This window comes from Actinophytocola sp. (assembly GCF_036378875.1).
In the GTDB taxonomy this organism is placed as follows: Bacteria; Actinomycetota; Actinomycetes; order Mycobacteriales; family Pseudonocardiaceae; genus Actinophytocola.
Window position 1 is genome coordinate 20,996 of record NZ_DASUVO010000118.1, and the last position, 13,571, is coordinate 34,566.

Consider the following 13,571-nt stretch of genomic DNA (forward strand, 5'->3'; position numbering starts at 1 on the left):
GAGCATATGTTATCGATGCCATCTCTAACGCGGACGGTACGATTTTGATCTGACGGCATTGACGACAGGGGAAGAAGCGAGATGAGCCAGGCGCGCCCCATGAGAAACCCGAACATGGCCGACGTGGCGGCGGCCGCAGGGGTGTCGGCGCAGACGGTCTCCCGGGTCTTCCGCGACTCGCCGAACGTCAGCCCCGAGACCAGGCGGCGCGTGCTCGCCGCCGTGGAGAAGACCGGCTACCGGTTCAACAGCGCCGCCCGGATGCTGTCCTCGGGGCGCAGCCACACGATCGGGCTCGTGCTGCTGCAGTCCGGGGGGTACTACTCGCGGGCCGCGGTGACCGCCGGTGTCGAGCACGCCGCGGGAGAGGCCGGCTACGCGGTGAGCATCGCGACCATCGCCGCGCTCGACACCGGACTGATGGAGCGGTCCCTGACCAAGCTCGCGGACCAGGGCGTCGACGGCATCGTGATCGCCGTGCCCCTGCTGCACGCGACCCAGAAGATGGCGGACATCACCAGGGACATCCCGACCGTCACGCTCGACGGCTCGCGGACCTCGGACGCCCGGGTGCTCGGGATCGACCAGCAGGAGGCGGGCCGCGTCGCCACGCAGCACCTGCTCGACCTCGGGCACCGCCAGGTCTGGCACGTCTCCGGGCCAGACGAGTGGATCGAGGCGCGCCAGCGGCGGCAGGGCTGGGAGGAGTGCCTGCGAGCCGCCGGGATCGAGCCGCCGCCGCCGCTGGAGGGCGACTGGTCGCCCGAGTCGGGGTACCGGCAGGGCCAGATCATCGCCATGATCCCGGACGTGACCGCCGTCTTCGCGGCCAGCGACGAGATGGCCTTCGGGGTCATCCGCGCGATGCGGGAACGCGGCCGGGCGGTGCCCGACGACGTGTCCATCGTGGGCGTCGACGACATCGCGCTGGCGGCCTACTGCTCTCCGCCGCTGACCACCGTGCGGCAGGACTTCTACCGCTTCGGGGCGGCGGCCGTCGCGCTTCTGCTCGACGACGCCGGCGCTGGTGACTCCGTCGTGCCGGCGACGCTGTCGGTCCGCGAGTCCACCGCGCCGCCACACTGAACTGATTCCGTAACGGCGCCTCTTGCGTCTTCATGTTATCGATGCCAAAGTATTGCCACCGGATCGGCCGAATCCTGTTCCTGCGCCCGCACCACGTGGGTACCTTGTCCACGGAAGGAACACCGACCCCATGAAAAGATCACTCGTTCTGGCGGGCGCCGCGGCAACGGCTCTCGGGTTGCTGCTCGCCGGTTGCTCGGCCGGCGGGGACGACTCGGCCTCCGGCAAGACGACACTGAGCGTCGCCGCGTTAGAGGGCGGCTACGGCAAGGACATGTACGCCCAGGTCATCGAGGCCTATGAGGCGTCACACTCCGATGTGGACGTGCAGCTGCAGATCTCGAAGAGCATCGAGGACGAGATCAGCCCGAACATGAAGGCCGGGAAGTTCCCGGACGTGGTGGTGCTCGGCCAGGGTCGCAAGGCCGCGCTCACCGAGACCCTGGTCAAGGACAAGGCGCTCGAGGACCTCACGCCCGTGCTGGACATGAAGGTGCCCGGCGAGGACAAGACCGTGGGCGAGAAGCTCACAAAAGGGATCATCGGCAGCCTCAACACGAACCCGTACGGCAACGACCAGACCTACCTGATGCCCATGTACTACGCGCCGACCGGGCTCTTCTACAACAAGGGCCTCTTCGCGCAGCAGGGCTGGCAGGTGCCGACCACGTGGGACGAGATGTTCGCGCTCGGCGACACGGCCAAGGCGCAGGGGATCGCGCTGTTCACCTACCCGACGGCCGGGTACCTCGACTCGTACTTCTTCTCACTCCTCGCCGACGTGGGCGGTGAGGAGTTCTACACGGATGTCATGACCTACAAAGAAGGCGTCTGGAAGACGGCGAAGGCCAAGCAGGTCCTCGACATCACGACCAGGTTGCTGAGCTACGCCGCGCCGGAGACGGTCGGGTACGCCAACGAGCAGGACTTCACCAAGAACCAGCAGTCGATCCTCGACAACAAGGCGCTGTTCATGCCGAACGGCACCTGGATCGTCGGCGAGATGAAGGACGCGCCACGCGCCGACGGCTTCCAGTGGGGTCTCACGCCGCTGCCGGCGGCCACCGCGGGCGGCAAGCGCTACATCACGACGTCGGTCGAGTCGGCCTGGATCCCCAGCGGCGCCGAACACAAGGACGCGGCGAAGGACTTCATCGCGTTCCTGTACTCCGACGAAGCCGCGAAGATCTTCGCCAAGTCCAACGCCATCCAGCCGATCCAGGGCATCGCCAGCACCCTGTCCGGCGAGAACGCCGAGTTCTACCAGGTCTACGAGGACCCGTCGGTCTCCCCGATCGTCGGCGGCTTCGCCAGCACCGCACCGGTCGAGGGCGTCGACATCAAGGCCACCCTCTTCGACACCGCGAACAGCATCATCAGCGGCGACAAGACCGAGGCCCAGTGGCAGGACGCACTCAACGAGGCGAGCGAAAAGCTGCGACAGGCCGGCAACTGAACGCGCCCGGCAGCGGCCCCGGTCCGGCTCGCGGGCCGCTGCCGGCGCACCCACTGGCCGGGGACGCCTCCGGCCCCCGGAATCCAGCGTATCGGCGAACACCGACAACCCACGTCGTGCGCGGCAGACCGTCCACACCCCGATCGGGTGGCGGCCGATTGAAAGGTCCTTTCAATCGGCCGGGGGTCCCCCGATTTCCATGCTAGTCGAGAGCACCGACAGATCCGGCCACACGACAGACGACCGGTAACCAGTGCACTCGCCCAACCCGAGCGAAAGTCCCACTCATGCACCCAGGGCCTCGTCAAGGGCTGTTTCCGCGGATATGCGCCCCTGCCTTGCGATCGGTCGCGGCTCGTACCCGTGAGCTGTCATGTCCTGAAAGGTGGATCGCTTGCAGCTCGTGGCCGTGCGGTGAAGGGCGCCTTCATCACGCGCACGGTGAGGAAGGCGCCCTTCATCGCATCGCTCGGGAAGCCCAGTGCTGCGAACGGCGTGTTTGCGCGACCGGCGATGTCTCGAAAGGCCGGTGTCATGAAAGACGCGATCGGGACGTTCAACGACATGAACGCGTCTTTCAGGACACTGCCCGCAGCGTGAACACGCCATTCGTGCGCAGCCAGCACGACTTGAGCAGTGGGGTGAAGGACGCCTTCCTCGCAGTGCCGCCGGCCGAAACCGCGCAGCGAGTCCACCGGGCCGCACTCCGAGCCACCAAGACCATCCGTGGATCTGGGCTCAACGGCCCGAAAGCGTCTTTCGCGACATCGGCGATGCCCCGAACGCGCCTCTCGCACGCTGCGACATCCCAACTTGATCATCGGTGGATTGCGGCTGACCGTCCCAAGGGTGCCCTTCAGGACACGGCATCCCGCGCAAGCCGGGGACCGGCGCGGTGACGACCACTTCCACTCCACCTGCGAAGGTCACGGGGCACGCGGCACCGGCGGGCCGGCCTCCTCGGCGGGCGGCGGGCGGCGGCCGGCGGGGTAACGGCGGGTTCGTGCTCGCCTGCTTGCTTCCGGCGCTGGTGCTTTTCGTGGTGTTCATGGTGATTCCGACCGTGAACGTGTTCCGGACGTCCCTCTACGCATGGAGTGGGTTCTCCCCCAATCCGCGCTTCGTGGGGTTCGACAACTTCACCAAGCTCTTCGGTGACGAGCAGTTCCTGCGCTCGTTCCAGAACACCATCGCACTCCTCGTCGTCGTGACGATCGTGACGATGGGCGTCGCGTTGTTCCTCGCGGCGGTGATGACGCGGCAACGGATGCGGGGGCGCAACCTCTACCGGTTCGTTCTCTACGTGCCGAGTGTGCTGTCCGTGGTCGTGATCGCGGGGGTCTTCTCCGCCGTGTACGACCAGCAGAACGGGTTGCTCAACGGGACGCTCCGAGCGCTGTCGCTGGAAACCTGGCAGCAGATCTGGCTCGGGGACCAGCAGATCGTGCTCTACTCCGTCGCGTTCGCGATGGTCTGGCAGTCGCTCGGCTACTACATGGTGCTCTACATGTCGAGCATGGCGGTCATCCCGGAGGACTTCTACGAGGCCGCCGCCCTCGATGGGGCCTCCGCCGCCAGACAGTTCTTCGACATCACGCTGCCGCTCATCTGGCAGAACCTGCGCACGACGCTGACGTTCTTCATCATGAGCGCGGTCAACCTCAGCTTCGTCCTCGTTCGCGCCATGACCGGTGGCGGGCCGGACGGTTCCTCCGAGGTCCTGCTGAGCTACATGTACAAGCAGGCCTACACGAACTCGACCTACGGCTACGGCATGGCCATCGGCGTCGTCATCTTCGCGTTCTCGTTCCTCGTGTCGCTGCTGGTGAGTCGGGCGACCAAACGCGAGCCACTCCAGTTCTGAGGACATCATGATCATCCGCCGAACCGTCAGCCACGTCATGGTCCTCGCGATCGCGCTCGGCATCGCGATTCCGGTCGCCTGGGTGCTTCTGGCCTCGTTCAAGCAGAAGGGCGAGTTCTACGGCAGCCCATGGACGCTGCCCGAGGGCCTGTTCATCCAGAACTACGTCGACGCGTTCGTCACCGCTCGGATGGGCCAGTACTTCCTGACGTCGGTGTTCGTCACGGCGCTCGCGCTCGTGTTCGTCCTGGCGGTCTCCGTGCCGGCGGCCTACGTCATCGCCCGCTACGAGTTCCGCGGCAGGCGCGTCGTGGAGATCGCGATGCTCGCCGGTCTCTTCGTCAACGTCAACTACATCGTCGTGCCGATCTTCCTGATGCTCGTCGGCTGGGACCGGGCGCTCCGCGAGATCCTGCCCGGCGGGTTCTTCATCGACAACCCCGTGATGCTGGCGCTCGTCTACGCGGCGACGTCGATCCCGTTCACCGTGTACCTGCTGTCGGCGTACTTCCGGTCCATCCCGAACGACTTCGAGGAGGCCGCGTCGCTGGACGGGGCGTCACGCTTCGCGATCATGACCCGGGTCATGCTGCCGATGGCCCGCCCCGCTGTCACCACCGTGATCCTGTTCAACTTCCTGGCCTACTGGAACGACTTCATCATCTCGTTGACGCTGATGCCCGGTGACCGCAAGACACTCCAGGTCGGCCTGCTCAACCTGTTCACCGCACAGAAGGCCGCGGCCAACTACGGGCGTCTCTACGCCGGCATGGTCATCGTCATCGTCCCGGTCCTCATCGTCTACGCGTTCGTCCAGCGCCGGCTCATCGAAGGCATGACGGCCGGCGGAGTGAAGGGCTGACCATGGAAGAGAAGACACGCACGGCGTTGCTCGTCTCCGCCGGCACGATCAGCGCGGCCGCCTGTGTCGTGATCGTCGTCGTCGCGCGGCCGACGGTCGGGTGGGGCAGCCTCCTGGTCATGCTCACCGCGCTGGCCGGACTCCTGGTCCTGCTCGCCGTCTACAACCGGCGGTTCCAGTGACCGCACCGAAACTGGCCACGATCCGGCCGAGCGCACGCCAGATCGCCTGGCAGGCCATGGAGTTCTACGGCTTCGTCCACTTCGGCATGAACACCATGACGAACCGGGAGTGGGGCGAGGGGCACGACGACCCCGCGCTCTTCGACCCGACGGACCTCGACGCCGACCAGTGGGTCGCGGCGCTGAAGAGCGCCGGGATGACCGGCGTGATCCTCACCTGCAAGCACCACGACGGGTTCTGCCTGTGGCGCAGCGACGTGACCAAGTACTCGGTCGCCGCGTCGCCCTACCGAGGTGACGTCGTCGCGGAGGTCGCCGACGCGGCACGGCGGCACGGCATGAAGTTCGGGATCTATCTGTCCCCATGGGACCGCACCGAGGCGTCCTATGGCTCCGGCACCGCCTACGACGACTTCTACGTCGCCCAGCTCACCGAGCTGCTCACCCGCTACGGGCCGGTTTTCTCCGTGTGGCTGGACGGCGCGAACGGCGAGGGCCCAAACGGCAAGCGCCAGTTCTATGACTGGGAGCGGTACTTCGCGGTCGTCCGGGAGCTGCAACCGGACGCGGTCATCAGCGTGTGCGGACCCGACGTCCGGTGGTGCGGGAACGAGGCCGGCCACACCCGTCCCGACGAGTGGAGCGTGGTCCCCCGCGCACTGCGGAGCGCCGAACGGACCTCGGAACGCTCGCAGCAGGCGGACGACGGGGCCTTCGCCCGGCTCGTGCGCAGCGACGACCGCGATCTGGGCAGCCGCGCCGCGCTCGCCGGGCACGAGGACGACCTGGTCTGGTACCCGGCCGAGGTGAACACGTCGATCCGTCCCGGCTGGTTCCACCACCCGGCAGAGGACACCGCGGTCCGCGATGTGGACGAGCTGTTCACGATCTACCTGCGTGCCGTCGGCGGCAACTCCTGCTTCCTGCTCAACGTCCCGCCGGGGAGGGACGGGCGGATACCGGAGGTCGACGTGGCGGTGCTGACCCAACTCGGCCAACGTATCGCGGACTTCCGGGCACGGCGGCTCCACGCGACCGTGACGGTCTCGTCCGGGGCGGCGGGCAGCGTCGCGACCGCGTGGCCCGGAACCGGACGCGCGTCGTGGCGGCCGAACGACACGGACCGGCGGCCCGGCGTGACCCTCGCTTTCGGACAGTCCCACCCGGTCGAGGCGGTGGTCCTCGGTGAGGACATCAGGCAGGGGCAACGCATCGAGCACGTCGTCGTCAGGGGTCGCCACGACGGCCGGTGGCGGGTGCTCGCCGAGGCGTGTTCGGTGGGCTACCAACGCATCCTGACGTTCCCGCCGGCCGAGGTCGACGCCGTGCTGGTCGAGGTGCTCGAAGCTCGGGACACACCCGTCGTCACGCGAGTAGCTGCGATTGGAGCGGCGTCATGAAGAAACGCAGGCCAGCACGCACGTTGTCGCGCCGGGCGATCGTCCTGTTCGCCGGGTCGTTGGTCGCGGTCGTCGCACTGGTGGTCACGGGTGTCGTGCTCGCCAACCGCGGCGACGAGGTCGCCACGATCGACGGGCACACCGTGACCCGCGACGAGCTGATCTTCCACATGCGACGGCTCGAGCCGACCGTGCGGAACGAACTGCGCGACGCCGACGACAAGACCGTGCTGCAGCGGCTCGAGACCCGCGCGCTCGACGAGATCTGGCGGGACAAGACCACGCTCGTCCTCGCGAAGGAGCAGGGTCTGGTCGACTCCGTGGACTACGCGGACTTCGTCGCCGATCTGTCCGACGAGAACGACTCCCGTGCCAAGGCCGTCGCCGCGGGCCAGACCGTGTACGGCGTCACGAACTTCTCGCTGGAGGAGTACTACACCCACCAGCTCACCGAGATCACCACGAGCGTGAAGGAACGGCTCAGCGAGAAGGCCGGCGACCCGTTGTGGGTCACCGACGCCGAGGTCCGGCACGCGTTCGACACCGACCGGGACGCGTGGAGCGCCAACGCGACCACGTACACCTACACCACGCTCGTCGTGCCGGGTGACGTGGCCGGACTGCAGCAGCGGGTGACGAGCGCCGGGCGGCTCACCGACGTCGCCGCGAGCGTGCCCGGGGCCACGCTCACCACGGACACGTACGACGGCAGCGGCCCGACCACGCTGAACGCCCACACCCAGGACCTCATGGCCGTGCTCGGAAACCTTGCCCCTGGCCAGATCTCCGCGCCGGTACCCGGCGCCGGTCAGGTCACCTACTACCAGCTCGACACGAAGACGGTCGACGAGGACGCGGCGTTCGCCAACTACGCCAAACGAATCAGGCAGACGCTCGTCGACAAGAAGTTCACCGAGTACCTCCAGCGCCGGATCGACCGCAGCGACATCGAGGTCGACACCGCGGCGGTGGACGCCATCAACGCAGAGGATGTGAAGCTGTGAAACCCATCCGCGCGGGCACCGCCCTGCTCGCCGCGCTTCTCGTGTGGGCGCTCATGCCCGCCATGCCCGCCGCCGCGGCGGATCAGACCGGTGCCACCGCTGTCACTAACTGGCCGGGTAACAGACCCAACAGCAGCGGTGGCCGGGACTACTACATCGACGCCACCAGCGGGCGCGACAACGCGGCCGGGACCTCGCCGCGCACCGCGTGGCGCACCCTGGCCAAGGCGAGCGCGACGACGTTCCGGCCGGGTGACCGCGTCCTCCTCAAGGCCGGCGAGCAGTGGCAGAACGAGCAGCTGTGGCCGAAGGGCTCTGGCAGCGCGGGCAGGCCGATCACCATCTCCGCGTACGGCGACCCGAGCGCAGGCCGGCCGTACATCGCGACCAACGGCAACGTGCCGAGCCCGTTCAACGCGGACGGCACGAAGAACCCCGCGACGGTCGGCCTGACCGGCGCCATCGTACTGCGCAACCAGCAGTACTGGGAGATCAACAACGTCGAACTGTCCAATGACGACGACTTCGCGACCGACATCACCGCCGACCGCCTCGTCCGCGACGGGATCATGGTGTCGATCAACGCCGATCTCCTGCCGGCCGGCGCGGACAACATCATGGACCACTTCCGGATCTCGGACGTGTACGTGCACAACCTGGACGGCCCGAGCTTCTGGCAACGGATCCACTACGGCGGCATCAACTTCCAGGTCTTCGGCAACCGCAGCTACAAGGACTACGCCCCCGGCGGCTGGTACTTCAAAGACGTCCGCATCGAGAACAACACGTTCGTCAACGTCGAGCTGCACGCCATCCAGTTCGCGTTCAACTGGTTCAACGCCGACGGCGCGGCCGCCGGCCAGTTCGACGAGAACGGGAAATGGCACGAGGGCTGGGAACAGCTGTGGGTGCGCACCCGCGACCTGTACAGCCGGGACGTCTACATCGGACACAACTACGCCGAGAGCGTCGGTCAGGGCGCGATCCAGCTCGCCAACACCAAGAACATGACCGTCGAGTACAACGAGGTGAACGGGTTCCTGGAGCGCTACGACTCGGTGTCCGTCGCGCTCTACCTGTGGGCAGGCGCCGACTCGGTGATGCAGTACAACGAGGTGTACGGCGGCCCGCACAACGAGTTCGACGGCACCCCGTGGGATCTCGAGTACACGAACTTCAACGTCACCTACCAGTTCAACTACTCGCACGACAACGCGGCGGGCTGGATGTCCTACATGGGCAACAGCTCCAACTCCGTCGCCAGGTACAACCTGAGCGTCAACGACAACGGCGTGCTCGTGAAGAACATGCTGTCGACGAACTACTCGCCGACCTACTTCGTGAACAACACGTTCGTCTACGACGGCGCAGATCTCGACTTCTTCCACGACGAGACGTTCCTGAGCAGGGTCTACTTCCTGAACAACATCTTCTACAACAGCTCCACGACGACCCCGACACCGTGGTACCGCCGAACCGGCGCACTGCGGCAGGCCGTGTTCTCGAACAACGACTTCTACGAGGCCAGCGGCACCCATTCCAACCAGGAACCGGCCGACCCCAACGGGTTGCGGGTGGACCCACGGTTCGTCGGTGACCCGGCGAGGTACGTCACCGGCGCGGGCGTGGACCACATCCGGCGGTCCGCGGCACACTTCCGGCTCAAGGACGACTCCCCGCTGATCGACGCGGGCCGGTACAACCCGCACCTGGGCACCAAGGACTTCCTCGGCACCAACATCTACCACGGCGACGCGCCGGACATCGGCATGGCCGAGAGCCGGATCGGTCCGCAGGTCACCAACCCGGTCGACGACGACCCCATCGAGGAGGAGGTGGACAACCGGGTCGACCTGGCGCTCGGCAAGCCGGTCACCGCGAGCTCGACCCATCCCGGCGCGAACGGCACCCTCACCGCGGACAAGCTGACCGACGGCAACCTGACGACCCGCTGGGCGGCCGCCGACGACGCGACCTACCCGATCACGCTCGACATCGACTTCGGCGCGGCCACGACCTTCGACCAGGTGTACCTCGACGAGTACACCGACTCGGGCACCAACCCTCGGGTGCGGTCGTTCACGCTGCAACGCTGGGACGGCAGCCAGTGGGTGAGTTTCGCGACCCGCGACACCGGCATCGGGCACGACCTCACCGTCACCGGCTTCGGCAGCGTCACCACCTCCCGTCTCCGCGTGGCACTCACCAGCACGCTCCCGACGGAGATCTACACGCCGACCATGACGGAGATCGCCGTGTACCGGACCTGACCGGTGGAGAGCGCCGGCACACGCCGTGCCGGCGCTCTCAGCCGCGGTCCTGCCAGGTGCACAGGCAGATCCGGTTTCCGTCCGGATCGGCGAGGACCCAGTAGCTGGGTGCCTCCGAGTCGTCGACCAGCTCGCCACCCGCGGCGAGAGCGGCCTCGATGCGGGGTTGGACCTGCGTGGGATCCACCCAGAGGTCCGGATGCCACCGCTGGCGGGGTTCCTCGCTGCCGGAGGCCTGGAACCAGATCGTCGGCAGGTGGTCGGCGGGGTCACGGACCTCGTCACCGGGCCCGCCGCGATCCGCCACGGCGAGCACCGCGGCCCAGAACGGAAGAATCCCTTCGTTAGCCGGGGTGTCGAGAGCGAGTTCGAGCCGCGAGACGGTGTCGGACTCCAGCCGCAGCCCTGCCTCCTCGACGATCGCGGTGATGTCACGCACCAGCTGGATGTCGCGTTCGGCGCTGGTCGTCACCCGCACGTCGACGTGTGTGCCGCGCAGGTCGAGGTCGGGGTGGTGGCCCATGTCCTCGCTCGCCGCGCCGATGGCGCCGACGACCGCGACACCGGCCGCGAAGTTCTGCGTGTGGATGCGAGTCTGCAGACCACCGAGCAGGTAGGCCCACCCCTGCGGTGCTTCCTCGGCGATCCGCTGTCCCGTCAGCTTGGTCATGTGATCATGTTCGCAGGCACGGAGAGTGCCCAGAAATCGGCATAGCGGCCGCCGTGGCGGAGGAGTTCGTCGTGGCTGCCTTCCTCCACGATCCTGCCGCCGTCGAGGAAGACGACGCGGTCGGCACGCCTCACGGTCCGCAGCCGGTGCGCCACCAGCACCACCGTTCTGCCCGCCATCAGGCGCTCGATTCCGTCGTGGACGGCCGCCTCGTTGATCGGGTCCAGTGCCGAGGTGACCTCGTCCAGCAGCACGATCGGTGCGTTCTTCAGCAGCGCTCGCGCGATCGAGACTCGTTGGCGCTCACCGCCGGACAGCAGCGTGCCGCCCTCGCCGACGTTCGTGGCCAACCCGTCAGGCAGACGCTCGATCACCTCGTCCAGCCGCGCGGCGGTCATTGCCGCTTGTACCTCGGTCTCGGTGGCGTCGGGGCGGCCCAGGCGCACGTTCGCCTCGATCGTGCCGTCGAAGAGGTGGACATCCTGGAAGACAATGGCGATCCGGGCCATCAGCATCTCGGTGTCGATCGCGCGCACGTCCACGCCGCCCACGCGCACCGCGCCCGCGTGCACGTCGTAGAACCGCGCGAGCAACTGCAACAGCGTGCTCTTGCCAGCGCCCGACGGACCGACCACGGCCAGCCTCTGTCCTTCTGGGACGGACAACGACACGTCGTCGAGCACCGCGCGGTCGCCGTGGGAGAAGACGACCGAGTCGAATTCGAGGTCGTGGCGTTCCGGGTCGACCGGGTCGTGGGGTTCCGGCAGCGGCTCGGTGCGCAACACCGTGTCGAGCCGCGCCAGCTCGGCACTCGCGCCGCGGAGACTGCCGCCGACCTCCGCCAGCGACAGCACCGGATCCGCGCAGCGGGCGGCCAGCACCAGGATCGTCAGGACCTCCGCCACACCGATCTGCCCATCGAGCGCGAGGTAGGCGCCCAGCACGAGCACGGCGGTGAACATCGCCTGCACCGCGAGCGTCAGCCCGACCACGCCGGGCAGCGCGGCCAGCGTGGACCGGCGGGACGCGCGTTGGACCTCCTTCAGCGAGTCGTCGAGCAACCGGAAGCGTTCGACGGTCCGGCCACCGGCCCGCAGCACCGGCTGCGCCTGGAGATACTCGATCACGCGCCCGGTGGCGTCCTGGTCGCGTTCGGCGCGCTCCGCGTCGACGGCGGCCGTCGAGCGGGCCGTCCAGGTCTGGATCGCGGCCACGATGGGCACGGCGACCAGCGCGGCCAACCCCATCTGCCAGTTGACGGCGAGCAGCACGACCACGATCGTCAGTGGCGTCACGCAGGCGGAGATGAACGGCGCCAGTAGATGCGCGAGCACGCTCATCGCCTGCAGGACGCCGCGGCTGGCCAGCACGGACACCTCCCCGACCCGGCCCGCGCTGTACCAGCCAATGGGCAGCCGCGCCAGATGGTCGCCGAGACGGTGGTACACCCCGCGCAACAGCGTCGTCCCGACCCGGAAGCCGGACAGGTCGCTGCGGTAGCGCAGCACCGCGTAGACCGCGACCGCGGCGCCGAACGCGATCAGCCAAGGCCAGGCATCCGCGGGCCTGCCGCCGAACAGGGCCCGCAGCACGGGAACCACCAGCGCGTAGGACAAGCCCTCGGCCACCGCGGTCGTCGTCATCATGGCGATGGTGCGACGCACCGGCCGGGCGTACTCGTGTCCCAGCACACGCAGCAGTATTCGGATCATGGCAGCTCGTCCCCTCGGTGGGATCGCCAGAACGCGGCGAACTTTCCGTTCCGTGCCAGCAGTTCGGCGGGCTTGCCGCGCTCCACGATGGACCCGTTCTCCAGCATCACGACGGTGTCGGCGTCGACGATCGTCTCCAGCCGGTGGGCGATGACGAGGATCGTCCGATCGCCCGCGAGCGTCGCCAGGGCCTGGCGCACAGCCTGTTCGGTGCGCGGGTCGGCGAAGGCGGTCGCCTCGTCGAGCACCAGCACGGGCGTGTCGGCGAGCAGCGCGCGGGCGATCGAGATCCGCTGTGCCTCGCCGCCCGACAGTCCGGCCTCGACGCCGATCACCGTGTCGTAGCCGCGCGGCAGCTCGAGCACCCGATCGTGGATGTTCGCGATCCGGGCGGCGCGGACCACGTCGTCGAGGTCGGCATGCGGCACCGCCAGCGCGATGTTGTCCTTGACCGACGCACGCAGGAAGGTGGTGTCCTGGAAGACGAAGGAGACCATCCGGTGGAGGTCCCGGCTGCCCAGGTCGCGTAGGTCCACGCCGCCCAGGACGACCGAACCGTGGGTCGGGTCGAAGAACCGCGGCAGCAGCTGGACCAGTGTGGACTTCCCGCTTCCCGACGGCCCGACGATCGCGGTGACCGTCCCCGGTTCGAGCACCAGGTCGATGCCGCGCAGCACCTCGTGATCGGCGACGTAGCCGAACCGGACGTCACGCAGTTCCACCCGGTGTCCGCGCGGTGTGGCCGGGTGCGTGGGCTCCGGAAGTGACCGCACGGCGAGCACGTCCCGGATCCGGCCGACCGCGCGCCCGGCGGCCTGCATGTCGTCGAAGCCGTGGCCGAGGGCCGCCACCGGAGCGGTCAGGCCCAGTCCCAGCAACAGAAAGGGCAGCAGGTCAGCCGGGGCCATGGCACCGGTCGTGATCAGCGCGGCGCCGCCGACCTGCACGACCAGCAACACGAACGGCGGTGACAGCGCCACCTGCATGCCGGCGGCGATCCCGGAGACGCCACGCACCCACCGGATGAAGATGCTGACGAAGTCGTTCGCGGCGGTGCGGAACGTG

General features: G+C 68.0%; 12 protein-coding genes. 8 read left to right on the plus strand and 4 right to left on the minus strand.

Going from position 1 to position 13,571, the window contains the following annotated elements; genetic code table 11:
- Nucleotides 1-99 precede the first annotated feature (99 nt).
- Nucleotides 100-1,086: a LacI family DNA-binding transcriptional regulator gene (locus VF106_RS34580; protein ID WP_330844142.1), complete on the plus strand. Its 987-nt coding sequence runs from the start codon at nucleotides 100-102 to the stop codon at nucleotides 1,084-1,086.
- 130 nt (nucleotides 1,087-1,216) lie between these two features.
- Entirely contained in the window at nucleotides 1,217-2,542 is a 1,326-nt protein-coding gene (locus VF106_RS34585; protein WP_330844143.1) for a carbohydrate ABC transporter substrate-binding protein, read from the plus strand.
- Nucleotides 2,543-2,913: 371 nt separating this feature from the next.
- Here VF106_RS34585 and VF106_RS34590 read toward each other — a convergent pair whose 3' ends face one another.
- Nucleotides 2,914-3,237, minus strand: a complete 324-nt coding sequence (locus tag VF106_RS34590) for a hypothetical protein (protein ID WP_330844144.1) — start codon at nucleotides 3,235-3,237, stop codon at nucleotides 2,914-2,916.
- A gap of 200 nt (nucleotides 3,238-3,437) precedes the next feature.
- Here VF106_RS34590 and VF106_RS34595 point away from each other — a divergent pair, with 200 nt between their 5' ends.
- Genes VF106_RS34595 through VF106_RS34620 form a run of 6 tightly spaced genes read left to right on the plus strand, consistent with a single transcriptional unit; the run spans nucleotide 3,438 to nucleotide 10,124 of the window.
- Nucleotides 3,438-4,406 (plus strand): carbohydrate ABC transporter permease, encoded by a 969-nt coding sequence (locus VF106_RS34595; RefSeq protein ID WP_330844145.1) that lies wholly within the window; start codon nucleotides 3,438-3,440, stop codon nucleotides 4,404-4,406.
- Between the two features lie 7 nt (nucleotides 4,407-4,413).
- Complete coding sequence (locus tag VF106_RS34600; protein WP_330844146.1) at nucleotides 4,414-5,268, plus strand: carbohydrate ABC transporter permease; 855 nt, start codon at nucleotides 4,414-4,416, stop codon at nucleotides 5,266-5,268.
- A 2-nt stretch (nucleotides 5,269-5,270) separates the two neighbouring features.
- Nucleotides 5,271-5,450, plus strand: a complete 180-nt coding sequence (locus VF106_RS34605) for a DUF6903 family protein (protein WP_330844147.1) — start codon at nucleotides 5,271-5,273, stop codon at nucleotides 5,448-5,450.
- Nucleotides 5,447-6,850 (plus strand): alpha-L-fucosidase, encoded by a 1,404-nt coding sequence (locus VF106_RS34610; RefSeq protein WP_330844148.1) that lies wholly within the window; start codon nucleotides 5,447-5,449, stop codon nucleotides 6,848-6,850. Before VF106_RS34605 ends, VF106_RS34610 begins: the two co-directional genes overlap by 4 nt.
- The gene (locus VF106_RS34615) at nucleotides 6,847-7,854 is read left to right on the plus strand and encodes a hypothetical protein (RefSeq protein WP_330844149.1); all 1,008 of its coding nucleotides are present in this window, start codon (nucleotides 6,847-6,849) and stop codon (nucleotides 7,852-7,854) included. The genes VF106_RS34610 and VF106_RS34615 overlap by 4 nt, the downstream gene beginning before the upstream one ends.
- Nucleotides 7,851-10,124, plus strand: coding sequence for a discoidin domain-containing protein (locus tag VF106_RS34620; protein ID WP_330844150.1), 2,274 nt, complete (start codon nucleotides 7,851-7,853; stop codon nucleotides 10,122-10,124). Before VF106_RS34615 ends, VF106_RS34620 begins: the two co-directional genes overlap by 4 nt.
- A gap of 37 nt (nucleotides 10,125-10,161) precedes the next feature.
- Here VF106_RS34620 and VF106_RS34625 read toward each other — a convergent pair whose 3' ends face one another.
- The 3 genes from VF106_RS34625 to VF106_RS34635 all read right to left on the minus strand — a co-directional run.
- Nucleotides 10,162-10,794, minus strand: coding sequence for a 4a-hydroxytetrahydrobiopterin dehydratase (locus tag VF106_RS34625; RefSeq protein ID WP_330844151.1), 633 nt, complete (start codon nucleotides 10,792-10,794; stop codon nucleotides 10,162-10,164).
- Entirely contained in the window at nucleotides 10,791-12,506 is a 1,716-nt protein-coding gene (locus tag VF106_RS34630) for an ABC transporter ATP-binding protein (RefSeq protein ID WP_330844152.1), read from the minus strand. The genes VF106_RS34625 and VF106_RS34630 overlap by 4 nt, the downstream gene beginning before the upstream one ends.
- The coding region (locus tag VF106_RS34635; protein ID WP_330844153.1) for an ABC transporter ATP-binding protein at nucleotides 12,503-13,571 on the minus strand (1,069 nt) is incomplete at its 5' end. The genes VF106_RS34630 and VF106_RS34635, both read right to left, overlap by 4 nt.